This window comes from Shewanella phaeophyticola (assembly GCF_025398315.1).
Classification (GTDB): domain Bacteria; phylum Pseudomonadota; class Gammaproteobacteria; order Enterobacterales; family Shewanellaceae; genus Shewanella; species Shewanella phaeophyticola.
The window spans coordinates 516,459-541,749 of sequence record NZ_JAODOQ010000001.1 but is presented as its reverse complement, the minus strand read 5'-3'; the positions used below and the strand labels follow the sequence as shown (position 1 = coordinate 541,749).

Sequence of the window (25,291 nt, the reverse complement as noted above, 5' to 3'; positions counted from 1 at the left end):
CTCTGATTGGTCACATAATTAATGGAAATGGTATAAGCCAAAAAAAGCCCACGCAATGGCGTGGGCGGTAATAGATACCAATCCTTGTTAGTATGTGATCTATTTTAGGCTGCGTCACTAGACCCAGTACAATGAAAATGACTGCAGGTGTAACCATCTACATCAAAGTCATTTGAAGCCGTAATGGGGTTTGTGACGCAGCCCCGAAGGGCGAATTTATCAGCGTGGTATTCTTTGTTAGCCTTTCTTAACATAGTGCACTATGCCCTCAAAAGGCTGCCTCAAATACCTCACTGATAACTTTCGTAAAAAGAGCAAATCCTAATTAAGATTGCTATAAAATCAACCTATTACAGTTGCTTTCTGCTCGATGCTTTATCGAGTAACGTTAAGATATTTTTATACGGGATACCCGAGTGGGTGGTTAACCCAACATCACACGTCGCTGAAACAGAATAGCCATGGGTACAGCCTTTATCCTTTGTTTCCTCTTTTAAGTGACGTAAACCGTGCTCATTGAGCTCAGGGTAATTCATACCACGGTTACCCGCCATACCACAGCAGCCCACTTTTTCTGGCACCACAACATCTGTAGCACACAAACGGGCTAAATCTGCCAGTTTCTCTGCCATGCCTAACTTTCGAGTTGTACAGGTTGGATGCACTGCAATTTTATCGACGATTTTATTGATTGAAAGACGATCAACCAAAAACTCAAAAGCAAATTCTTCAGGATCGTACATTTTCAAACGGCTATCGCAAGCACGGCGCATTCTTTCAAGGCACGCTGTTGTTGCCACCAAAATAGGATATTCGCCATTGTTTGACGCCTGTAATAACCACTTTGAAAGCTCATCAGATTTACGATCAGCTGCTTCATCATGACCATAAGACTCCCAAGGCTGGCCACAACATAAGCCCTTAGGTTTTTCGCCAGACACCATTTCGATATTGGCCTTTTCAAATAGACTCACAATCGTTTCAGGCAGTGAGCGTTGGTCGTCATGCTTAGCACTGGTGCCCATCATACGGTTCAAACAAGCTGGGAAATAAACTGCTTTTATGTCTCCCTGAGTCTTAGTTTTTGGCAATGCTTTACCACGTGTAGGCATACCTTCTGTCCATAATGGCACAGGCATACCCGGCGCAATACTGCGAACAACCTTAGTGATTGCTCCCATACCAGACTCACCGATAACTTTGCGAGAAATGTCTGTTGCCCCTAAAGCAAATCGAGCGACTGACTCCATGGTGCCAAAACGATCAGCAGTAAAGTCTGAGATTTTCTTATCCATACTGCTAGCGCCTTCAGCACGCAGTACTTTCACATATTTACCGGTATCAATGCCCATTGGGCAACCCAGTTTACATAACCCATCCGCCGCACAGGTATCAATGGCGTAGTATGGATAGTTCTTTTTCAACTCGGCCAGAACTTCAGGCTCTTTGCCAGTTGTCTCTAACGTTTTCATTACCCTTGCAACAGCAGTACGCTGGCGAGGTGATAGGGTTAAACCATGGGCGACACAGTGCGGTTCGCAGAAGCCACATTCAATACATTTATCAACAATGTCGTGTATGGCCGGCATAGGTTTAAAGCCTTTGGCATGACAGAATGGATCATCATTGATAATCACCCCAGGGTTTAAAATACCACTTGGGTCGAGGGCATTTTTCACTCGTTTCATCAAGTCGTAGACTTCGGTGCCCCATTCTTTCTCAACGAATGCAGCCATACCAAAGCCAGTACCGTGTTCAGCTTTAAGTGAACCGTCATACCCTACAACAAGGTCAACAACTGCTTGCATAAAGCCATCAAAACGGTCGGCTTCAGCTTGAGTTGAAAAGTCTTGAGCAAAAATAACATGGTAGTTACCCTCTAGCGCATGACCATAAATCACCGCATCGTCATAACCGTGTTTAAATGACAAGTTTTGTAAATCGATTGTCGCTTGAGGTAACACTTCAATTGGAAACGCAATATCTTCAATAATACACGATGTTCCGACAGGTCTCATTGAGCCCGCTAATGGGAAAATCGCTTTACGGATAGCCCACATATTAGTGATTTCAGCGGCATCTTGAGTAAATTCAACATCGCGATATAGGCCATGTTTTTTCATAATGGCAGACATTTTGGCAACGTTAGCATCAATCTGCTCTTGGTTATCGCCAAAGGTTTCAAACAATACTGCCGTGACATCTTTATGCACATCATTCAAGAAATCGGGTGTGTCATATTTAGACCCAGCAACAGCTTTAAGCGCAAAATTGTCTAACAACTCTGCCGCATTTGTCTCGTTAAAGGCTTCTCTACGTAGCTCAACAATTGACTCACAAGCACCACGCAATGAATCAAAGTAAACCATCGCAGAAGCTGAATGGCTTTTTTTCTCTACACTGTTCAAGGTGATTTCAGAAAGGAAACCCAGTGCACCTTCTGAGCCCACCATAAGGTGCAAAATAATGTCGATAGGATCATGGTGTTCAACAAAAGAATTCATACCAAAACCGGTGACATTCTTAATTGAATACTTACGCTTAATACGTTGCACTAAAGCATCGTCAGACATAATGTCATCGCGAATAGACTCAATGGCTTGCACCATTTCTGGGTGTTCTTTTTTAAACGCCTCACGGCTTTGCTCACTTGCCGTATCTAAAATAGAGCCGTCAGCAAAAACGATTCTGGCCGAATCAATTAGCTTATATGAATTATGGTGAGTACCACAGTTCATACCAGAAGCATTGTTAGAGACAATCCCACCAGCCATTGCAGAGGCAATAGTTGCTGGGTCAGAGCCAAACTTCCAGCCTAATGGCGCTAATGCGGCATTGATTTTAGCGCCGATAACCCCAGGCTGCATTTGTACTTTTTTCCCGCCGTCCAACACCTTAAATTTATTCCAATGCAGACCAGCAACCATTAACACCGAATCTGAAATAGCCTGACCACAAAGTGCGGTACCGGCAGCTCTAAATGTCACAGGCGTATTAGTTTGATGGCATTGTGATAAAACGTTAGAAGCCTCAGCTTCAGTTTTAGGATGGACAACAATTTGTGGACGTTTTTGATAAAAAGAAGCATCAGTACCCCAAGCGATACGGCGGAGGTAGTCGGTATAAACTCGTGAAGGCTCAAGATACTGGCCTAATTTATCTGCAAGAACTGTCAAATTAGATTGCAACATGTGAATCCCCATTCATGTCATCAATATGTGAGAAGAGCTCGATAAGCTCCATCTGAAGAACGCTATGCCGATGCTATCCCCTAGTAGGGAAATCTAGGCATATCTCAAGGTGAGTTTATTGACCAGACATGTCGTATGCTCATCATGCACACGGATGTTGCGCAAATATCAATCTTTAAACAGTTTCTATTAATCTTTATTGCCCACGCTTGTCATACTTCTTATCTAATACAAGCCCAAGCTTCGCTAAGACGATAAACTATTCATAAACAGCAGACGAACCCACAAGCTAGTTAGTACGTTATATAATGGGGGTTGCACATAAGTTTATTGACTGACACAATCACACCTCAGTTGTATTTGTAGCAGATAATTTCTCAACATACCGCAAACACAACAGCCCTTATTCTTAATCTTTAAATCAGTTCAAAATTCACACAATTAACGTGAACAACCGCCCAAATCAAAGCGACCTCACACTGCCCAACCTCACATAATGACAAATAAAAACCACTTTGATCACGGTGGTAAATCACAAAAACTTGCTAAATTAGTGATTAAACACCCCCGCAATTGAGCAATATCGCCACAACCCATATTGTGGTACTAATGTTATCGAAACTGATAACGGTTCTCGTTAGTAATTAACCTCAATCACTCATTCGCCAATGACGGATAACAAGCAAAGATATTCAGGTTTCGCCATTTCATATGTTCACCTTCACGATGAGTAAAATACTTAAGCTTGAACAAAGGTCATAACCCACAAACATATAGCAAGTAATGTGGAGACTGATTAACAGATAACCACTTGAGTCATTTAAGCTAAATTCATGTACAAACAGAGGTGACAAGCGGAAATAAACTTCGTATACTGCATCCGCTTTTGTTAGTGACGACTAGCTTAAGTCTGCCCCTTAGCTCAGTTGGTTAGAGCATACGACTCATAATCGTCAGGATCCACAGTTCAAGTCTGTGAGGCCACCAATTCAGATAAGCCGCAGCAATGTATCATTGCTGCGGCTTTTTCGTCTCTGGAGTTTAGGGTTTTGATAAGCGACGAACATGAGCTTTGGACTATCGAGATGATGTCCCCACGCCATGCTCAACATGGCGCGGGCATAGCGAGACAAGCTAATCTTTGTGGATGTGCAGTGGGCTTTTTTCTAAATGGCTTTGGGCGGCGGTGATAGCGACCACGGCCTTTGAGTTAAATTCACGTTGATACAAGGTGTACACCACAAACAAGCTGGCTACGATAAACATCCATGGGTTGAAAAACCAACACAAAGCGGCCATCGAATAATAATATGAACGTAAACCATAATTGTACGAATGTGCAGCTTGGTCTTGCACAACGGCCATTTGGCGGGCATAGGCAACAAGGTTTTTGTCGGTGCCGCTCTTATCGAGTGGTGCAGCACCAATCATCACATTAACAAAACCATACTGGCGCATTGACCAAGTAAACTGGAAAAACGCCAATACAAAAATGCCAACCAACAAGCCCAGTTTTACTTGTACTAAAGCGTGATTGGGTGGTGCGGCAAAAGGGATAGAGGCGATTACGGTTTCAAGCTTTTCGACTTGTGAGAATAACGTCAGCACACCCGCTAAAACCAGTAATGTCGTTGAGGCAAAAAAAGCGATATTTCGTTCAAGGTTAGCCAATAACGCAGCCTCACCTACTCGGTTTTCTTTACCAATCACTTGCGACATCCACATAATACGCTGCTGATGCATTACCCTTGCAATACAATTGGTCGTCTTTGCTTTGCGGCGTGCAAAATTGGTATAGCCGACCCAAGCAATAAAAAACACAATAAAGGCTAACGAATCTATCCAGGCAACCATCATGTTAATAACCTTTTAACATATATTAATGGGTTGATTATGCATCAGTTTTCATCATCCTTAAATCAGTTTTTGGTTTAAAACGGGCTTGAACAAATACAATTCATCTTCTCAAGTGTTATCGGGTGAATAAACCTCAGGCTTGTGGCATGCAATAATAATCGAGATGCCAGCGGTTGGGATTGCTGATTATGGTACAAATCACAACCCAGTATAGGATGGCCAATTTGCTGGCTGTGAATACGTAGCTGGTGTGTTCGGCCACTTATGGGGGTAAAGCGCACTCGGGTTGATAACCTTTGAGGATGCCGCTCTATCACCTGGTAATGAGTTTTCGCAGGCTTGCCTGTGTCGTGACAAATTTTCATCAACGGAAAATGTTCAACGTCTTTGGCGATGGGTAAATCGATTTCCCCCTGCTCATTGAGCAAGTCACCGTATAACACTGCAGTGTAAGTTTTACCAATGGTACGTTGTTGAAATTGCTGAGTGAGCAACCCATTAACCTGTTTATTTAACGCCACCAGCATAATGCCAGAAGTGCCAAAGTCGAGTCGATGCAGTAAGGTGGCAGTGGGAAAGTCTTGCACTAGACGGTAATGCACAGAGTCTTTATTGAGTGGATTTTTACCCGACAGGCTAAGCAGCCCAGAGGGCTTGTTAATCAGCAGTAGGTGTTCATCTTGGTATAATATCTCGATAACACCATCACAGGGTGGCGCAATAAATTCAGCCATACAATCTTCATCTTCAAATCATGCACGGATAATAATCGCAAAGGTAACGACAAGCCACCTTTGCCTTAAGTTAATCATCATTGATTAAGTTCGCAAACGACCAAGCTGTTGGTGTTGTTGGCGTACTAATTCCGCTAAGCTATCACTGCTTTGTTGAGCGTCATCGGCAAGTTGTGACAATTCCGATGCTGAATCAGAAATCCCAGTGATATTACGATTCACCTCCTCGGTAACTGCGCTTTGCTCCTCTGCTGCGGTGGCAATGTGAGTGACCTGGCTTGATACTTCATTAATTTGTGACACGATGGCATTTAATGACTGTAATGCTAACTGAGTTTGCTCAACGGCTTTGTTCGCCCCTTGCGCCCCTTTATCAATAATGTTCGATGCATTTTTCACTTCTTTTTGTAATGATTCAATCAAGGTGCTGATCTCATCAGTAGATTGCTGGGTTCTTGATGCTAAGGTTCTGACTTCATCAGCAACCACAGCAAAACCTCGCCCTTGTTCTCCAGCTCTAGCCGCCTCAATTGCGGCATTTAATGCCAGTAGGTTAGTCTGCTCAGCGATGGCGCTGATCACCTCTAAAATCCTGCTTATATTTGTGCTACTGTGCGACACTTGAGCAACGGCTTGTTGGGCTTGCACTGACTCTTTTGACATATCTTCAACATATGTCATGGCATTTGTTAGTCGAGACTCACCTTCTCTAACATTCACCGTCATCGACTCGGTTTCCATCGCAGTTTGTTCTGAGGCTTTAGCCACTTCAAGCGCTGTTGCACTCATTTGATTCACTGCAGTAACGACGCTTTCAATCTCGCTATACTGACGGTTAACACTTTCGCGAGTATGTTTAGCAATATCGGCCGACTTAATACTTTCTTGTTGCGAGCTATCGGCCAATATTTTCAACTCCGCAATCAAATGGCGCAGCTTAGCGATAAAGGCGTTAATGCCACCACCGAGTGCAATCAGCTCGGCATGCGCGTCAACCTCAATCGTTTGGGTTAAATCACCTTCGGCGCTAGCCAAGTTTTCAACCCGCGTTTGAATCATATGCAACGGCGCAATAATACTGCGAATAACCAAACTGATAATAATCACGGCAATCACCGTGACCGCAATGCCAATAATCAGTAACAAACTCCCCAGTGAGACTTCCATTGCGCTCATGGCATCATTCATTTGATTAACCGCCATAAAAGCCTGGCTTTTAGGTACCTCAATAATTAACGACCAGGTGGTATCAGCCAGTTCAATCGCAATGGGGTACCCTACCGCAATGTTGTCTGGCTCATTAACAAAACCGGATGTACTTTTTAATGCTAATAATTTTTTAGCCAGCTCAGGTTTTACAGACTCACTTAGTGGGCGTGCAAACTTTTTATAATGACTTGCCGCTACCACAAAGCCCTTTTCGCTAACTAACGTGACTTTAGCTTGTCCCTGGTACAAGCTTTGAGACAGTTGCATAATCATCGTTTGAAACTGCGGAAGGTTTATATCAACGCCCACTAAACCTTTAAACTGATTATCGATTAGCACAGGTACAGTGAGTGAGGTCATTAATGCTGTATTACCGGGGGTAATTTCGTATAAATACGGCTCCATTAGGCATGGTTTTTTTGCATCTTTGGCACACAAATACCATTCCGCTTCACGTACGCCAAACTCATTGAGAGTATCGATGTATTTTTCTGCGGCGTCATCAACCGATTGTTGCTCAACCGTACCATCGCTGTTGCGGGTGTAGTAAATCTCTAAGGTGCCTGCTTTTGGCACACTGTGGCTGCCTCCCTGACGATAAAGATCATCGAGATTGTCATAACCATTAGGCTCAAACTGGGCATACATTGACGAAATTTGAGCATTTTTTTGTAATACGGCAGCCAGTGATAATTCGACACGCTCACGCGTGAGCGGATCTTGTTTCGACGTCTGCTCAATTAAACCGGTAAATGAATACGGGATACGATACGCCTCATTAATAAAGCCTGCGACACGTTCACCGTACTCACCGGCTCTAGCAGATAACTTTTCGTTAATCTCTTGCTGTAAAGCCACTTCCACTTCAGCTGCTAAACTATTATTTTTATCTTTAAGCACTATCCATAAACTGATTGAAAGGGTAATAACGGTAGCAATAAATAATGCCGAGGTGATCCATAACAATTTTGATCTAATGGATAATGCTTTCATGCCATTCAACTCCCAGTGTTTATTCGACTTTTTAAGTGTAGTCAGCTTTAAAGGTATATTGCAAAGCCACATAAAAAATCCCGCTCGCTGCGGGATTTTATTTTAGGGTTATCAGCGATATTCAGACTTAGCTAAACACAGCTTGAAAAGTACTGTCCATAATAGCTAAACCTGCATCAATTTGCGCATCAGGCGCCGTTAACGGCACGAGTACGCGGATAACATTACCGTAAGTACCACAAGACAATAAAATCAGCCCACGGTTACGTGCTTCCGCCAAAATTTTAGCGCTGTATTGTGGCGCAGGCTGATCGTCTTCCATGAGCTCAATAGCAATCATCGCACCTAAACCACGCACATCTGCAATTTGCGAATATTTTGCCTGCATATCGGTTAATGCCGCTTTAAGCTTATTGCCCACCTCGTTGGCTCTTGCTAGTAATTGCTCTTCTTCAAAGACTTCAATCACCGCAAGTGCTGCTGCGCACGCTAATGGGCTGCCGCCATAAGTTCCACCTAAGCCACCAGCTGTAACCGCGTCCATAATATCGGCTTTACCAGTAATACCTGATAGTGGGAAACCGCCAGCAATAGACTTAGCAAAAGTGGTAATGTCAGCAGCAACACCCATTTGCTCCATGGCAAAAAAGGTGCCGGTACGCCCTGCGCCGGTTTGCACTTCATCGGCAATAAGCACGATGCCATGGTTGTCGCATAGTTCGCGTAAACGTTGCATAAACGATGGCGTCGCAGCGTAAAAACCACCCTCACCTTGCACAGGCTCTAAAATAATGGCCGCTATGTCACTTGGCTCTGCATCATTTTTAAAAATACGTTCAATTGACTCAATCGCATCATCTTCAGATACGCCATGCATTTCGCACGGAAACTCTGCACGAAACACATTAGCCGACATCAACCCCATACCTTTACTGTACGGCGCAACTTTACCGGTTAGAGTCAATGCCGCCATCGTACGGCCATGATATCCAGAGGTAAAGGCAATCACCCCTGCGCGCTTGGTGTAAGCGCGAGCGACCTTTACGGCGTTCTCAACGGCTTCTGAACCACTGGTAAATAGCGCTGTCTTTTTGGCGAAATCACCGGGCACTAGATGGTTAAGCTTTTCGCATACACTAATGTAGCTTTCGTAACCTAATACCATAAAGCAAGTATGCGAAAAGGCATTTAGCTGTTCTGCCACTGCCGCTTTAACTTTAGGGTGCAAGTGCCCCGTGTTCAGTACCGCAATACCACCGGCAAAATCAATATATTCACGACCTTCTACATCCCAAACGGTGGCGTTTTCAGCGCGTTCAGTAAAGATTGGGTGAATTTGTCCTACACCTTGAGCTACTGCGGCCTGGCGACGCGCCATTAATCCATCATTTGTTTTAGTCATTGCCCACTCTCTTAAACTGACATGCAGATATATTTCATTTCAAGGTATTCTTCGATACCAAACTTAGACCCTTCGCGACCTAATCCTGAGGATTTAATGCCACCAAAGGGTGCCACTTCGGTCGAGATTAATCCGGTATTCACCCCCACCATACCGTACTCAAGTGCTTCAGCCACTTTGTAAACCAGCGAAATATCGCGGCCGTAAAAATACGCAGCTAAACCAAACTCGGTATCGTTGGCCTGCTTAATCACATCATCAACGGTGTCGAATTTAAATAACGGCGCTAATGGATCAAAAGTTTCCTCTTTGGCCACCAACATCGACTTATCAACATCGCGTAAAATGGTGGGTTCAAAAAAGAACCCGCCTAAGCTATGGGCTTTCCCCCCGTTACAACACTGGCGCCTTTTGCGACTGCATCCGCTAAATGGCTTTGCACTTTTGCCACAGCATCTTGATTGATTAACGAGCCAATATTCACCCCGTCATCTGCGCCGTTACCGACGCTGAGCTTAGCAACAGCTGCAGCAAATTTTTGAGTAAATTGCTCATACACACCCGCTTGAACATAAATGCGGTTAGCACATACACAGGTTTGGCCGGCATTGCGGTATTTTGCAATCATGGCACCTTCGACTGCGGCGTCAATATCGGCATCGTCAAACACGATAAACGGTGCATTGCCGCCTAGTTCAAGCGACAGCTTTTTTAGCGTCGGCGCACATTGCTCCATTAACTTTATGCCAACGGCTGTTGAGCCCGTAAACGATAACTTACGAACGATGGGGCTATCACATAAGGTGTTACCAATGGCAATGGCATCACCTGTCACTACGCTAAATACCCCCGCAGGAATACCCGCGCGATGGGCAAGTTCTGCTAACGCTAATGCGGTAAAGGGCGTTTGCGGTGCAGGCTTAACCACCATAGTGCAACCCGCAGCAAGTGCTGGCGCCGCTTTACGGGTAATCATTGCTGCGGGGAAGTTCCACGGCGTAATGGCCGCAGTAACGCCAACAGGTTGTTTAATTACTGTCAGTCTCTTATCAGCTTGATGTCCTGGAATCGTGTCGCCATAAATGCGCTTGGCCTCTTCAGCAAACCATTCAATAAACGAGGCAGCATAAGTCACCTCGCCTCGGGCTTCAGCGAGAGGCTTGCCTTGCTCTGTGGTCATCATGAGCGCAAGATCATCAGCATGTTGGTTAATCAATTCAAACCAACGGCGTAACTTTTGGCTACGCTCTTTTGCCGACAGCGCACGCCAAGCTGGCAGCGCTTTATTGGCTGCAGTGATTGCCGCTTGAGTTTCAGCCGCGCCCATCACTGGCACATGGCCAATTAACTCTTGTGTAGCAGGGTTGGCAATCGCAACGGTTTCACCGCTGTTAGCACTCACCCACAAACCATCGATATAGCATTGCTCGTGCAATAAGCTGGGATCATTTAAAATCACAACGCACTCCTACTCAATTTGATTAACAACTTAATTCCCTGTAAATAATCTCAACTCAGTGACTGGGTAAGATTAAATACCAAACTTGTCGCGCATGGTGTAATACCAAGCCCCTAACGCACTAAACGGTACTCGTAAAGCGTGACCACCGGGGAATGGATAATGAGGTAAAGCAGCAAAAGCATCAAAACGGGTCGCTTGACCATTGAGCATTTCGGCAATTAATTTGCCCGCCAAATGAGTATAGGTAACCCCGTGACCACTGCAGCCTTGAGAATAATATATGTTATGCCCAATTCGGCTCACTTGAGGTAAACGTGACAAAGTCATTAAAAAGTTACCGGTCCAGGCATAATCCACTTTAATGCCTTTTAACTGCGGAAATGTCTTTAATAATTTAGGCATAATCAAGGCTTCAACGTTAGCAGGATCGCGAGCGCCATATACCACCCCGCCACCAAAGATTAAGCGTTTATCACCAGATAAACGGTAATAATCTAACAGGTAATTACAGTCTTCTACGCAATAATCTTGCGGTAATAAACTCGCGGCGATGTCATCGGGCAAAGGCTCTGTTGTCACCACTTGAGTACCGCATGGCATTGACTTAGCTTGTAGCTCTGGCAATAACTTACCAAGGTAAGCATTACCCGCTACCACCACAAATTTACATTTAACCTGACCTTTTTCGGTATGCACCACCGGAGATTCACCGTCATCAACTTTAATCACAGCAGAGTCTTCAAAAATTTGTCCACCCAATGATTCAACCGCACGGGCTTCGCCTAATGCTAAATTAAGCGGGTGAATATGGCCGCCGCTTTTATCAAGCAAACCGCCCACATATAAGTCGGTATTCACCACATTTCGAATGCCATCTTTGTCTAGCATCTCTAAATGGTTGTGATGCCCATGAGCTTCCCATAAGGTTTTTTGCGACTGTAAATGGCCCATTTGTTTGGCATTCATCGCCGCAGACACACCGCCATCTTTTAAGTCACAATCGATATTATATTTGGCAATACGATCACGAATAATTTGTCCGCCTTCAAATGCCATTTGACCAAACAGTTTGGCTTGCTCTTTACCCACCACCTTTTCGATGCTGTCGATGTCGCGGCTAAATGAGTTAACAATTTGCCCACCATTTCGCCCCGATGCGCCCCAACCAATGCGAGCCGCTTCGAGGATAACCACTTTCATGCCGCTTTCTAATAAATGCAGCCCAGATGACAACCCTGTATATCCCGCACCAATGATACAAACATCCGTTTCTATTGAAGATTCTAAGCGTGGGCGTTCGACTTTATCATTAGCCGACGCAGCATAATATGAACTAGCGTGAGGTGTGGCGGACATAGCGCTTCCTTTATAGGTTCAAGACGAAATACAACCTGATCATCGTACACTTAAGCATATTTAAAAACTAGCATTTAAAGTGTAATTTTTGACACTTTGTAGAATATATTTAACACCCTAAACATTGTTGTAGTAAAAAAAGCCACACTTAATAAGCGTGGCTTTAGCAACGGTTAGCTCAGCTTACTCCATTGCTTCTTTAGCTTTACGTTCTGAGCGTCGGGCTAAATACCACGACAAGAACGCAACCAAAGACACACTCAGAATAATAATGGTGGCTAAAGCATTAATTTTAGGTGAAACCCCTAAACGCACCGATGAGAACACCACCATAGGTAACGTGGTAGAACCCGGTCCAGAAGCAAAGCTGGCAATCACTAGGTCATCTAATGACAAACTAAACGACAAAAACCAACCTGCTATTAATGCTGGTGAAATCATAGGTACTGTGATTAAAAAGAAAGTTTTAAATCGCGTTGCACCTAAGTCCATCGCCGCTTCTTCAATCGACAAATCAAGCTCTCGCAATCGTGATGACACCACCACAGCAACGTAAGCCGCACAAAACGTGGAGTGCGCAATCCATACGGTTACCATGCCACGCTCTGCTGGCCAACCAAGTAAATCAGCCATTTCGACAAACAATAATAACAATGACAAACCGGTAATCACCTCTGGCATAACCAGTGGTGCGGTAATCATGTTAGACAGTGTTAACTTTGCCCAAGAGCGGCGAAAACGTGTCATCACAAATGCTGCCATGGTGCCGATAATCACCGCCATGGTTGAACTGTAGAATGCAATACGCAAACTGATTACACGGCTTCGAGTATTTGGGTATCTTTAAATAACTCGCCATACCATTTAGGTGAAAATCCACTCCACACCGTCACTAATTTTGATTCGTTAAACGAGTAAACAACCAAAATAAACATCGGCGCATACAAAAACAGTAAGCCAAACCACAGCATCACTTTAGAGAAACTGAACTTCTTCATACGGCGTTCTCCATATTACGTGACTGATAACGGTGGAATAAGGTTATCGGAATAATCAACAGCGCGAGCATCACAATCGCTAATGACGACGCTACAGGCCAGTCGCGGTTATTAAAGAACTCTTGCCACAACACTTTACCAATCATGAGTGAATCTGAGTCGCCCAATAATTCAGGGATAACAAACTCACCTACCGCAGGAATAAACACCAACATCGAGCCGGCAATCACGCCCCCCATTGACAAAGGTAAGGTGATTTTCCAAAAGGTATTAATACTGCGCGAACCAAGATCTGAAGCCGCTTCTATTAAGCTTAAGTCCAATTTCACCAAGGTGGCGTACAGCGGCAAGATCATAAACGGTAAGTACGCGTAGATAATCCCAATATACACAGCAAAATTGGTGTTGAGCATTTGAATCGGCTCAGAGATAACCCCTAACCACATTAAGGCGTTATTGATTAAGCCGTTATTGCTTAAAATCCCCATCCAAGCATAAATGCGGATTAAAAATGAAGTCCAAGACGGCAACATCACCAACAGTAAAAGTACCGTTTGCAGCCTTGCAGGTGCCCTCGCAATGGCATATGCCATCGGAAAGCCCAAAATTAAACAACCTAAGGTGGCCACAAAGGCCATTTTAAGCGAAGTGAGATAAGCCATGTAATACATCGAATCTTGCAGTAACAATAAGTAGTTACCAAAATTCAGTGCAATATTAAGCATTTCATCTGCGTAGCTAAAGGTCGCTTCGTATGGCGGAATCGCAATCGCCGCAGACGAAAAACTCAGCTTTAACACAATCGCAAATGGCAGCGCGAAGAACATCAATAACCATAGGTAAGGTACCCCCATGGTCAAATAACGACCTTTGATTATTTTAAGTGGATTCTTCATGAGTGTAATACAACCCCGCTGCTGTCTTCCCAACTGATGTACACCTCGTCTTCCCACGTTGGGTGGTCAGCGCGGCGTTCGCGGTTAATCATCGAGCATTGTACAATTTGCTTGTTTTTCAGCTTAATGTAATACACCGACAGGCCACCAAGGTAAGCAATGTCGTGCACAACACCGTGGGCCCAGTTGTATTCAGAATCAGGTTTTTCACGGGTAATAATGGTTTTTTCAGGGCGCAGCGCTAAAAAGATGTTTTTGTTTTCTAAGCTGGTTGAAATACCATGGCCGATATAAAACTCACGTTCTAGACTGGCTGACTTAATCACAGCGTGGTCCACTTCATCGGCAATAATTTCACCGTCAAATAAGTTCACCGTACCAATAAACTCGGCCACTAAACGACTCGCTGGCGACTCATAAATGTCCATTGGACTGCCGGTTTGAGCAATCCAACCTTCATGCATAATGGAGATCCGATCGGCCATGGTCATGGCTTCTTCTTGATCGTGGGTCACCATCACGCACGTGACGCCTACCGCCTCTAAAATATCGACCACTTCTAACTGCATTTGAGTACGCAGTTTTTTGTCTAACGCGCCCATGGGTTCGTCAAGTAACAACAATTTAGGGCGCTTAGCCAATGACCGTGCCAACGCCACACGTTGACGCTGACCACCTGACAACTGATGCGGTTTACGTTTACCGTATTTTTCCATGTGCACCAGTTTAAGCATTTCTTTGACACGTACTTCAATCTCAGCTTTTGGCATTTTGTCTTGTTTTAGCCCAAAAGCGATATTTTGCGCTACTGTCATATGCGGGAACAACGCATAAGACTGGAACATCATGTTAATTGGACGTTCGTATGGCGGCATATCCGTAATGTCGACACCATCAAGAAAAATACGTCCTTCAGTGGGTTTTTCAAATCCGGCCAGCATACGTAATAATGTTGACTTACCAGAACCTGAACCACCTAGCAGAGCAAATATCTCACCACGATTAATGGTAAGTGACACATCATCTACCGCACGCACATCATCAAACAGCTTGCTTACGCGCTCAATTTTGACCAGGACTTCATCTTGCGTCTTTGTGGTTGGTTTATTCGTGACGCCTGAGGTGTTTCCCATAATACTGCTCCGCCTTTTTGAAGTATGACTATCACAACGATGACACTGTTATGCGCACACTTAACCGTTCTATAGTGGCTAAATTAGCCATCAAAAGTAGATAAACAAATGTAAAAAGTAAGGGCGAGTGTCCCCGCCCTCGTTGTGAAGCTATTGACCTGACTTCACTTTAGTCCAAGCACGAGTAGCCGCACGTTGCACTTTTAAAGGTCGAATGTCACCAATATATAGGTTATCAATTACCGACTGAGGTGGGTAAATGGCTGGATCGTTACGAATTGCATCGTCAACAAGCTCTTGCGCAGGAACGTTAGGGTTAGCGTAAGCAACATAGTTACTGATAGGTGCTATCACATCAGGACGTAGCAAGTAGTTGATTAGCTTGTGGGCGTTGTCAACGTTAGTGGCATCCTGAGGGATGGTTAACATATCAAACCACAAGTTAGCGCCTTCTTTAGGGATTGAGTAACCAATTTTGTGACCGTTTCCGGCTTCATCTGCACGAGCGGCAGCTTGGAATACGTCACCCGAGAAACCAAACGCAACACAAATGTCACCATTGGCTAAATCAGAAATGTAGCGTGAAGAATGGAAGTAAGTCACATAAGGACGCACTTTAGCTAATACTTCAGCGGCTTTTTCATAGTCAGCAACATTTTTACTGTTAGGGTCTAGTCCTAAATAAATCAACGCTTGTGGCAACATATCGTCTGCTGAATCGAGCATTGCAAAACCACATGAACCAATTTTTTCAGCGTATTTAGGGTTAAAAATAAGCTCTAAAGAATCAAACGGAGCATCTTCGCCAATGGCCGCTTTCACTTTATCGATGTTGTAACCAATACCGTTAGTCCCCCATAAATAAGGCACTGAGTATAAATTACCTGGATCGGCTTTTTCTAACTGCTTCATTAAATCTGTTTTTAAGTTGGCATAATTAGTCAATTTAGCGCGATCTAACTTTTGAAATGCACCGGCTTTAATTTGTTTTGCCATAAAGTGGTTTGAAGGCACCACAATGTCGTAGCCGCTTCGGCCAGACAACAGTTTAGCTTCAAGCACTTCGTTGCTGTCGAACACGTCATAAATGACTTTAATGCCGGTTTCTTTTTCAAAGTTAGCTAATGTATCTTCGGCGATATAATCTGACCAATTATACATTTTGACCACTTCCTCGGCCTGAAGCGCAGTGCTTGAAAACACACTTGCTGTAATGAGAGCCAATGTGGATAGTTTGTTTAGTAGCTTCATACTTTCTCCCTTTTTGGATAATGGTCAGAGCGACGCTGACGTTAGTTTTTTTCGCTAGCTATACCAGCGTGTAAAATCTTCTTTCTATTGAAAGAAATTATCCAATGCTACAACTTAACTATGCATCGGTATGATTACAGCAACGGCATGCGCTCCCATAATTTTGCGGATTTTATCAAAAACATATTCGATTACTAGACATTGAAATGCTTTTGGTTAAAAAATCACTATTTTACAATATTCATTCACCTAAAAAAGTAGTAGTTATTGCCCTTGAACATACTGATATGTGTCATTGAGCGCCAACGTTGCCTTAGCCACTAACTCGTCAATTTCACTGTGAGTCATTGTTAACGGTGGTGAAATGATCATGGTGTCGCCCACAGAGCGCATCACCAAACCATGCTTTATACAGGCGTCACGACAAAACGTGCCAACGCCGGTTTTAGAGTCAAACTTTTGCTTTAACGCTTTATCTTGTACCAGCTCAATTGCTGCAACCATGCCTAAGCCACGCACTTCCCCCACTAAAGGGTGTTCGGCAAGTTCTTGTAAACGAGACTGTAAATAAGGGGTCGTATCAGATTCAACACGCTCTATAAGTTGCTCTTGCTCAATAATACGAATATTTTCTAATGCCGCTGCAGCCGCTACAGGATGGCCTGAATAAGTAAAACCATGGGTAAACTCACCGCAGTCTTGCTTGATGACATCAGCCACTTTGTCTGACACTATCACGCCGCCCATTGGCACATAACCTGAGGTCATGCCTTTGGCAATAGAGATTAAATCGGGTTGTAAATCAAAGTATTCAGCAGCAAACCATTTGCCGGTGCGACCAAAACCACTGATCACTTCGTCTAAAATAAATAGGATATCGTATTTAGCTAAAATACGTTTAATTTCGAGTCAAGTAAGTCGACGGCGGAATAATCACCCCACCCGCACCTTGGAACGGTTCAGCAATAAACGCCGCGACATTGTCTTCGCCCACTTCTAAAATTTTAGCTTCAAGAGCCTGAGCTGCTTGCAAACCAAATTCTTCAGGTGATAAGCCTTTACCTTCACCGTACCAATAAGGTTGCACAATATGCACCACTCCGGGGATAGGTAAATCACCCTGCTCATGCATACCCGACATGCCGCCTAAGCTCGCACCCGCAACAGTAGAACCATGGTAAGCATTATCGCGGCTGATAATGGTTTTCTTGCTTGGCTTACCTTTAAGATCCCAGTAGCGTCTTACCATGCGTAAATTGGTGTCATTAGACTCTGAGCCTGAACCAGTAAAAAACACATTGTTCATATGGTTAGGAGCAAGTGATGCAATTTTTTGCGCCAGTTCGATGGCCGGTGGATGTGAGCACTGAAAGAAGCTGTTGTAAAATGGCAACTGTTGCATTTGCTTTGCAACAGCATCAACAATAGATTGGCGACCATAGCCCACATTCACGCACCATAAACCCGCCATGCCATCGAGTAATTTATGGCCCATGACGTCCCATAAATAAACGCCTTCTGCACGCTCAATAACCCGAGTCCCCTTTTCTGCTAAGCCTTTTGAGTCAGTAAATGGGTGGATAAAATGCTGCTTGTCGGCAGTTTGTAAACTATCGAGTTTTTGTTGTTGCTGAGTTAATGCATCTTGCATACTGTTATCCTTTCAAGCAGACAGCAAACATTGGATATTTGCTGCCTGTTTATCCACGACCTAAGTGCTATGGCAAACCATTGCACTGCATTTTAATCACGACAGGGCTAGGGGCTTAGTTAAACAGTAAGTAGTAAAAACTCACGTTCCCAGGAGCTCACTACACGTCTAAAGTTTTCAAGTTCAGCCTGTTTTACCGCCACAAATGCAGTGATAAATGATTGGCCTAAATACTCAATACCCGCTTCACTTTCTTGCATAGCCATTAGCGCTTCTTCTAATGTCACTGGCAAATAGTTATCATTATTGGTACGGCTTTCATTTGCACGGCCACTGACGGGTGTAGAAGGACGTAGGTTTTTCTCAATCCCGATAAACCCGCACAATAAGCTGGCGGCAATGGCTAAATAGCAATTGGCATCTGCGCCAGGAATACGGTTTTCAATACGACGATTTTGCGGCGATGACTCTGGAATGCGTAGACCACAAGTGCGGTTTTCAATACCCCACTCTAAGTTAACCGGTGCTGAAGTGCCTGGAAGAAAACGACGGAATGAGTTGGCATTAGGTGCCATTAACGGTAATAACTCAGGAATATAAGTTTGCAAGCCAGCAATGTAATTTAAAAATAATTGGCTTTGGGTACCGTCTTCTTTAGTGAAGATATTTTTACCGGTTTTCTTATCCACAATGCTTTGGTGAATGTGCATTGCACTGCCAGGCTCATCAGTAACGGGCTTAGCCATAAACGTGGCGCAAACATCATGTTTTAGTGCGGCTTCACGTAATGTGCGCTTAAACACAAACACTTGGTCAGCAAGAGCCAAGGGGTTACCATGGCTGAAGTTAATTTCCATTTGGGCGGAGCCATCTTCATGGATCAAGGTGTCGATATCTAAACCTTGAGCTTCGCACCAGTCGTACATGTCTTCAAATAATGGGTCATATTCGTTAGCCGCATCAATTGAAAATGATTGGCGTCCAGCTTCAGGGCGACCAGAACGCCCTATAGGTGGCTTAAGTGGTAAGTCATGATCGTCAGAGCGCTTAGTAAGATAAAACTCCATTTCAGGGGCAATAACAGGCTCCCAACCTTTGTCTTCGTACAGTTTTAATACTTTTTTGAGTACGTTGCGCGGAGACAGTTCAATTGGATTGCCCATGCGGTCGTAACAATCATGAATCACTTGTGCCGTTGCTTCTACGATCCAGGGCAGCATAAACACTGCGCTGTCATCGGGTACACAAACAAAATCGATATCTGCGTCATCAAGCAATGAGTAAAAAATTTCGTCATTGATGTAGTCACCCGTAACGGTTTGTAATAAAACACTTTCAGGTAAGCGCATGCCTTTTTCATCAATGAACTTGTCTACAGGCGCAATTTTTCCACGCGCAATCCCGGTCATGTCACTGATAACACATTCAACTTCAGTAATTTTATTGTCTTTCAAAAAAGCGATTAATTTATCCATTTTTATCTCACTTGTGTTGCTGCATGATGTCTACAGGCTTGCCCGAATGCCTCGAAAATAGCGCTGTAAAACGCATTTTCGGTGACTTTCCATTCAGGATGCCACTGGACACCTAATGCAAAATTTTTGGCATTTTTCACTGAAAATGCTTCCACTAATCCATCTGGAGCATATGCTTCTGGCTGTAACCCCTCACCTAGACGCTCCACGCCTTGAGTATGAACAGAGTTAACCTCTGCAGTGTCACAGCCCCATGCATCGTGAAGAAGTCCGCCGGCAACAAGGTTAACTTGATGCGATAAGCCATATTGCACATCTAAAGGTGCCTCTTTATCTTCTCTATGTTCAATATACGTGCCAACCTCGTGGAGTTTTTGATGCAAACTGCCGCCAAAGACAACATTCATTTCTTGAAAACCACGACAAATGCCCAGCAACGGAATTCCCATATCGATCGCCGCTCTAATTAGTGGCAATGTAGTGGCGTCACGCTTAGGGTCGTGGTGAGTCCCCTCTTCACTAGGACTACCTTGATAATGATGGGGTTCAACATTCGATGGCGAACCAGTAAACATGATGCCATCAAGGCGTGAAAGTAAATCTTTTATTGGTAAATCAATACCTAACGATGGAATCACTAGCGGGAAGCCTTTGGCACCATTGACGATACTCAGTAGGTATTTTTCGCCCACGATATTGAATGGATGCTGGCCGAGTTGTTTGTTGCATGCTACTACCCCGATGAGGGGAAGACCTGATTGAGACATATCTCACCTTTAGCCAATAGTGTGATGAACTTATTGTTTTACGTGTTCATTTTTTCACACACTACACGGAATTTTTTACCTAGGCAAGAGGATAACTGATGATAAAAACAACTTTTATCAAAAAACAAACAAAATAGATTTAAAACAATGATTTAAACAATAATCATGCAGTAAGAATAAAAAGCGATACTGACCTTGAGAGTGGTTAAAAAGCAATCTACTCGCACCAATTTAGGGCAACAGTTGCACAATAAAAGTGAAATTTATGCTTTATATTATTTACACAAGCACTACACAGAATAGTTAAAGCTTGCTAGGGTCTGTTGAAGGTTCGCTTAATCTGCACATAGCAGAAAAATAGACATTCAGAAAAGGAGTTAAAGAGTCAATCGTGGGACACATTCAACTAAACCAAGTAATGCATCCCGCTATTATAAAGTAAGGTTGTAGATTAAAAATCGGCAGGAGTAGTCGCACTGACTAGGCGACATGGCGCATCAAACGGGTTACGAAATCGATGTGGTTGTTGGCTATTAAAGTAATAACTGTCACCTTTTTCTAAGATAAACACTTCTTCACCCACGGTGACTTCTAATTTACCCTCAACAATCACCCCACCCTCTTCGCCTTCATGCTGCAGCATTTCAGCACCAGTATCTGCGTTAACAGGATACATTTCACTCATTAACGACATGGCTCGGTTAGGGTAATCACGGCCAATTAATTTGTAAACTAACTCGCCAGTGCCAATATCAAGTAGCTCATTAGCACGATATACCACTTTTTGATCGCCAATGGATCCGTCATCAATTGAAAAGAACTCGACTAGCGACATCGGGATCCCGCCAAGCACTTTTTTAAGTGAACTCACTGAAGGACTGACACTGTTTTTTTCAATCATTGAAATTGTACTGTTGGTCACACCTGCCCGCTTAGCCAACTCTCGTTGAGATAAACCTTTTAATTTACGGACCGCTTTTAGGCTTGCACCAATATCCAAATTCATTCTCCTAGAGTGATAACTCAGTGGCTTAATATAATGAGTGTTGACGACAATTATTTATATACAAGATGTAACATATAAACAACATGTAAAATTAATTAATCACGTTATACGTTTAAATCAAAGAAATTGTATTTTACATCAAATGAGTGTTAAATAAAATGCACACTTTGGGCTGAGTTAAGCTCTATACCTATCGTTTAGCGCTATTACTATCGCATTGTTCAATAATCTGGAGTCATTATGTCAGTAAAATCCCCTATCCATAGCCAGCACTATCCAGACTCCTTCTATGTTGCCAGCGCGAATGGATTGGTTGAACACCCAAAGTTGACAGAACATATCACAGTAGATGTGTGTATTGTGGGCGGCGGATTTACAGGGATTAACACCGCAATTGAACTCAGACAACGCGGCTACAGCGTCGCATTATTAGAAGGCAAACGTATCGGATGGGGCGCCTCTGGCCGAAATGGCGGCGAACTTATTCGTGGTATTGGCCATGATGCAACACAATTTAAAAATGAAATTGGCGAGCAAGGAGTTAAGTCAATTCAGCAAATGGGTTTTGAAGCGGTTGATATTGTCACCGAGCGCATTGCCGAGCATAACATTGAATGCGACCTGCAAATGGGTTATTGCGATTTAGCCGTAAAGCCAAGACACATGGATGAGTTAGCTGAAGAGTATCAAGATCTTAAATCTCAAGGTTATCAAAAGCCGATAAAACTGCTTGATCGAAGCCAAATGGGTAAGGTGATTGGCTCTGACTTTTACCAAGGCGCACTTGTCGACATGGGCAGTGGTCATTTACACCCGCTAAACTTAGCCTTAGGCGAAGCAAAAATTGCACGAGACCTAGGAGCCCAATTATTTGAATACAGCGCGGCAGAAAAAATAGTCAAAGGTGATAAACCCAAAGTCATCACCGCACAAGGTCAGGTGACCTGCGATTATTTGGTCATGGCAGGCAATGGTTACATTGGTAATAAACTCAGCCCCTATTTAGGCGGTAAAGTATTACCAACAGGCACTTATTTACTCGCCACAGAGCCATTAACTGAGCAGCAATGTGCCAGTATCATTCCGCAAAATATGGCTTTTGCCGACATGCGCGTTGCCTTAGATTATTTCCACTTATCTGCCGATCGCCGTTTATTATTCGGTGGTTTATGTACCTATTCAGGTAAAGATCCTAAAGACATTGAAGCCGCCTTAAGGCCAAATCTTGAAAAGGTATTCCCACAACTAAAAGGCATTAAGATTGATTATGAATGGGGTGGCATGATGGGCATCGGTGCTAACCGTATGCCACAAATTGGCCGATTACCCGATGCAGCCAATATTTATTTTGCCCAAGCCTATGCTGGCCACGGTGTTAATGCCACTCACATGGCCGCAAGATTAATTGCCGAAGCGATTAGTCAGCAATCACAACGTATTGATGTGTTTAATGACATCAAGCACATGACCTTCCCTGGTGGCTCCATGTTTAGATCGCCCATATTAGCGGCTGGGATGCTGTACCACAGGATGAAGGATTTGCTATAGGGTTGCTGGATTTGCTATGGATTGGTTGCTGGATTTGCTGTGGGTGGCAAAAGGGTCAACCTTTGTTCTTCTTATGGCCAGCGGCCACTAACATCGTGGCGCTTGCTCCACACCTGAGCAACAGCAGCCAACGAAAGTAGGACACTACATTAGAAACTACCTAGCTTTTGGACAATTCCGATTTAGCAGCAACAGACAGTCTCCAATCTTTGGATAACTTCTCGTATCCCAAAAATAAAAATGCAGTAGTTTCGACAGGAGGTATTTTTGGTCGGTTCTGAACAATTCCAAACATGGCTGATTTTGACGGCTACTATTTTTAATGGTGAGATACTGCATGGTTATTCAACAAGTTTATGAGGAAACGATTTGAGATACCTTCCTCCTAAGCAACTCCCGAAAAGCAATAACAGCAGGACTAACCTGCTCTCGGCTTGGACAGATTAGATTTAGCTCAACCGATGGTGATTCAAAGTCTGGTAAAAGCTGTACAAGTTGCCCACTACTAAGATCTGAGTAGAGATCTATCTGAGAGCGATATGCTATTCCTTTGCCATTAACTGCCCATCTACGAACTATATCGGTATCATTGCTGATTCGGTTACTACCTACTTTAACCTTGTATGTACCAGAGTGGTTAGCGTACTCCCAACAGTTAAACAGGCGACCAGCCTTGCGGTGTAATAAGCAATTATGCTCCCTCAAGTTTTCAGGATGCATTGGCTCTCCATATCTAGATATATAGGTTGGAGAGGCGCAAGTGATCCTGCTCATGGTCGCGATATGAAATGAAACCATCGATGAATTTTCTGGCTTCCCATAGCGAAGAGCCATATCAACCTGTTCGAGAAAAAAATCTGAAATAGAATCGCCTACTGTCAGATCAATCGATAATAAAGGGTGCTCATTCAATAACTCTTCTATCCACAGCAAAAGTGTATTGCGGCTTCCAAATCAGATGAGACGGACAATCTGAGATTACCACTTACTTTTCCTTGTGTCTGATGTGCGGCTATACGACCTTGTTCCAAACTAGCTAGTGCCTGACGGCAATGAAACAAGAACTGCTCTCCTTGTGGCGTTATTCTCAGTTGTCTGGTTGTTCTGATAAGTAGTTGTACCTCTAACTGTTTTTCGAGTCTTTTCAGCGCAGTGCTGACTGCTGCAGGAGTAAGACTCAGTTGGTTTGCAGCCTCGGTTATGCTGCCCGTTTCCACGATTCGAATGAATAGATAGAGATCTGACGTATTCATTATTAAATATTTTTTAAAAGTATATTAATTATTAGTGTCTTTTTAGTTTACTTAAAGTCTGGAACAATGTCTCTACTGTTATTCATAACAATGGTGCTCAGAGAGGCAGATATGACCCAACCATTACACACCGAAAACTTACTTAACCGTCCTTTAGAGCTCCCATGTGGCGCCATCATTAAAAACCGTCTAATGAAATCAGCAATGTCTGACTCACTTGCTGATGGAGAGGGAAACCCTACTCAGGCACAGTCTCGACTCTATGAACGCTGGGCAGAGGGCGGTATTGGGTTATCGGTCGTTGGAGAGGTTCAAATTGACGCACTATTTCCAGAAAATCCAGGAAATCTCGTATTATCCGAACAGTCTGATATTAAAGAGCTACAAGCATTGACCTCACGTGCTGCAATTAATAACGCACATATCTGGCTCCAACTTGGGCATGCAGGTGGATTGGCGTATCAACCGTTGAGTAAACCCAAAGGCCATCAGCTCTTTGTATTGGAGATTTCGAGTGTGAGGGGATGTCTGAGCAAGACATAGCCTTATTACCACATCAGTTTGCTAAATCCGCAGCAATTGCGAAACAAGCAGGATTTACTGGCGTACAGATTCATGCAGGCCACGGGTTTCTACTAAGTCAGTTTTTATCACCACTCTTTAATCATCGAACGGATCTATATGGAGGGTCGGTAGAAAACCGTTCCCGTATTATTATTGAAGTAATTGCGGAAGTGAGAAGTACTGTTGGAGGTACTTTCCCTATTGGTATAAAAATAAATTGCTCAGATCAGCTCGAAGGTGGTTTAACTCAAGAAGACGCACTAGAGGTCATTTCCCTTCTCAACACAACCTCTATTGATTTGATTGAGATAAGTGGCGGATCATATTTTCCTGGGGCAAAATCCAGCTCTGACAGCGCTTCAAACGGCCGTACTTCATTGATTTTTCAGTAAAGGCTAAAGGATTAACAAATATTCCTTTAGTGGTGACGGGGGGCTTTAAAAAGCGGGAGCAAGTAATAGATGCCTTATCTATAAATGCAGCGGACTCAATTGGTCTTGGGCGAGCATTGATACTCAGACCTGATTTACCAAATGAATGGTTAG

General features: G+C 43.7%; 19 protein-coding genes and 2 pseudogenes. 3 read left to right on the top strand and 18 right to left on the bottom strand.

The genetic code is table 11. From position 1 onward, the window contains the following. Nucleotides 1–350: 350 nt before the first annotated feature. The 16 genes and pseudogenes from N4T56_RS02590 to N4T56_RS02520 all read right to left on the bottom strand — a co-directional run bounded on the left by N4T56_RS02590 (nucleotide 351) and on the right by N4T56_RS02520 (nucleotide 21,375). Nucleotides 351–3,191: an FAD-binding and (Fe-S)-binding domain-containing protein gene (locus N4T56_RS02590; RefSeq protein ID WP_261732121.1), complete on the bottom strand. Its 2,841-nt coding sequence runs from the start codon at nucleotides 3,189–3,191 to the stop codon at nucleotides 351–353. 1,134 nt (nucleotides 3,192–4,325) lie between these two features. Beyond that, entirely contained in the window at nucleotides 4,326–5,048 is a 723-nt protein-coding gene (locus N4T56_RS02585) for a DUF599 domain-containing protein (protein ID WP_261732120.1), read from the bottom strand. Nucleotides 5,049–5,122: 74 nt separating this feature from the next. Next, nucleotides 5,123–5,782, bottom strand: coding sequence for an RluA family pseudouridine synthase (locus N4T56_RS02580; RefSeq protein WP_261732119.1), 660 nt, complete (start codon nucleotides 5,780–5,782; stop codon nucleotides 5,123–5,125). Between the two features lie 84 nt (nucleotides 5,783–5,866). Beyond that, nucleotides 5,867–7,984 carry a methyl-accepting chemotaxis protein gene (locus N4T56_RS02575; protein WP_261732118.1) on the bottom strand — a complete coding sequence of 706 codons (2,118 nt, stop codon included), beginning with the start codon at nucleotides 7,982–7,984 and terminating at the stop codon, nucleotides 5,867–5,869. Between the two features lie 127 nt (nucleotides 7,985–8,111). Further along, the gene (gabT, locus tag N4T56_RS02570; protein ID WP_261732117.1) at nucleotides 8,112–9,386 is read right to left on the bottom strand and encodes a 4-aminobutyrate--2-oxoglutarate transaminase; all 1,275 of its coding nucleotides are present in this window, start codon (nucleotides 9,384–9,386) and stop codon (nucleotides 8,112–8,114) included. Nucleotides 9,387–9,397: 11 nt separating this feature from the next. Beyond that, nucleotides 9,398–10,845: pseudogene (gabD, locus tag N4T56_RS02565) on the bottom strand (NADP-dependent succinate-semialdehyde dehydrogenase). Nucleotides 10,846–10,917: 72 nt separating this feature from the next. Next, nucleotides 10,918–12,204 carry an NAD(P)/FAD-dependent oxidoreductase gene (locus N4T56_RS02560; protein WP_261732116.1) on the bottom strand — a complete coding sequence of 429 codons (1,287 nt, stop codon included), beginning with the start codon at nucleotides 12,202–12,204 and terminating at the stop codon, nucleotides 10,918–10,920. A 183-nt stretch (nucleotides 12,205–12,387) separates the two neighbouring features. After that, a pseudogene (locus tag N4T56_RS02555) lies at nucleotides 12,388–13,202 on the bottom strand (ABC transporter permease subunit). Continuing rightward, nucleotides 13,199–14,098, bottom strand: coding sequence for an ABC transporter permease subunit (locus N4T56_RS02550; protein ID WP_261732115.1), 900 nt, complete (start codon nucleotides 14,096–14,098; stop codon nucleotides 13,199–13,201). Before N4T56_RS02550 ends, N4T56_RS02555 begins: the two are co-directional and overlap by 4 nt. Beyond that, a complete protein-coding gene (gene potA / locus N4T56_RS02545; protein ID WP_261732114.1) occupies nucleotides 14,095–15,231 on the bottom strand; it encodes a polyamine ABC transporter ATP-binding protein in 1,137 nt (378 codons plus the stop codon). The genes N4T56_RS02550 and potA overlap by 4 nt, the downstream gene beginning before the upstream one ends. A gap of 150 nt (nucleotides 15,232–15,381) precedes the next feature. Beyond that, nucleotides 15,382–16,482, bottom strand: a complete 1,101-nt coding sequence (locus tag N4T56_RS02540; protein WP_261732113.1) for a polyamine ABC transporter substrate-binding protein — start codon at nucleotides 16,480–16,482, stop codon at nucleotides 15,382–15,384. Nucleotides 16,483–16,746: 264 nt separating this feature from the next. After that, complete coding sequence (locus N4T56_RS22340; protein ID WP_315902998.1) at nucleotides 16,747–17,337, bottom strand: aminotransferase class III-fold pyridoxal phosphate-dependent enzyme; 591 nt, start codon at nucleotides 17,335–17,337, stop codon at nucleotides 16,747–16,749. 43 nt (nucleotides 17,338–17,380) lie between these two features. Continuing rightward, a complete protein-coding gene (locus N4T56_RS22335) occupies nucleotides 17,381–18,133 on the bottom strand; it encodes an aminotransferase class III-fold pyridoxal phosphate-dependent enzyme (RefSeq protein WP_315902997.1) in 753 nt (250 codons plus the stop codon). Nucleotides 18,134–18,252: 119 nt separating this feature from the next. Further along, complete coding sequence (locus tag N4T56_RS02530; RefSeq protein WP_261732112.1) at nucleotides 18,253–19,608, bottom strand: glutamine synthetase family protein; 1,356 nt, start codon at nucleotides 19,606–19,608, stop codon at nucleotides 18,253–18,255. Between the two features lie 2 nt (nucleotides 19,609–19,610). After that, on the bottom strand, nucleotides 19,611–20,375 hold the full coding sequence (locus tag N4T56_RS02525) for a gamma-glutamyl-gamma-aminobutyrate hydrolase family protein (RefSeq protein WP_261732111.1): 765 nt from the start codon (nucleotides 20,373–20,375) through the stop codon (nucleotides 19,611–19,613). Between the two features lie 451 nt (nucleotides 20,376–20,826). Then, nucleotides 20,827–21,375 (bottom strand): cupin domain-containing protein, encoded by a 549-nt coding sequence (locus N4T56_RS02520; protein WP_261732110.1) that lies wholly within the window; start codon nucleotides 21,373–21,375, stop codon nucleotides 20,827–20,829. Nucleotides 21,376–21,621: 246 nt separating this feature from the next. Between N4T56_RS02520 and N4T56_RS02515 the strand changes: the two genes are divergently transcribed. Next, nucleotides 21,622–22,929 carry an NAD(P)/FAD-dependent oxidoreductase gene (locus N4T56_RS02515; RefSeq protein ID WP_261732109.1) on the top strand — a complete coding sequence of 436 codons (1,308 nt, stop codon included), beginning with the start codon at nucleotides 21,622–21,624 and terminating at the stop codon, nucleotides 22,927–22,929. 354 nt (nucleotides 22,930–23,283) lie between these two features. Here the strand turns inward: N4T56_RS02515 and N4T56_RS02510 are convergent, their stop codons facing one another. Both N4T56_RS02510 and N4T56_RS02505 read right to left on the bottom strand, forming a co-directional pair. Beyond that, nucleotides 23,284–23,862: a substrate binding domain-containing protein gene (locus N4T56_RS02510; RefSeq protein ID WP_261732108.1), complete on the bottom strand. Its 579-nt coding sequence runs from the start codon at nucleotides 23,860–23,862 to the stop codon at nucleotides 23,284–23,286. Next, the gene (locus N4T56_RS02505; protein WP_261732107.1) at nucleotides 23,850–24,182 is read right to left on the bottom strand and encodes a LysR family transcriptional regulator; all 333 of its coding nucleotides are present in this window, start codon (nucleotides 24,180–24,182) and stop codon (nucleotides 23,850–23,852) included. The genes N4T56_RS02510 and N4T56_RS02505 overlap by 13 nt, the downstream gene beginning before the upstream one ends. A 111-nt stretch (nucleotides 24,183–24,293) precedes the next feature. Between N4T56_RS02505 and N4T56_RS02500 the strand changes: the two genes are divergently transcribed. After that, nucleotides 24,294–24,725 carry a hypothetical protein gene (locus N4T56_RS02500; protein WP_261732106.1) on the top strand — a complete coding sequence of 144 codons (432 nt, stop codon included), beginning with the start codon at nucleotides 24,294–24,296 and terminating at the stop codon, nucleotides 24,723–24,725. Beyond that, nucleotides 24,707–25,138 carry an oxidoreductase gene (locus tag N4T56_RS02495; RefSeq protein WP_261732105.1) on the top strand — a complete coding sequence of 144 codons (432 nt, stop codon included), beginning with the start codon at nucleotides 24,707–24,709 and terminating at the stop codon, nucleotides 25,136–25,138. The genes N4T56_RS02500 and N4T56_RS02495 overlap by 19 nt, the downstream gene beginning before the upstream one ends. The last annotated feature ends 153 nt before the right edge of the window (nucleotides 25,139–25,291 follow it).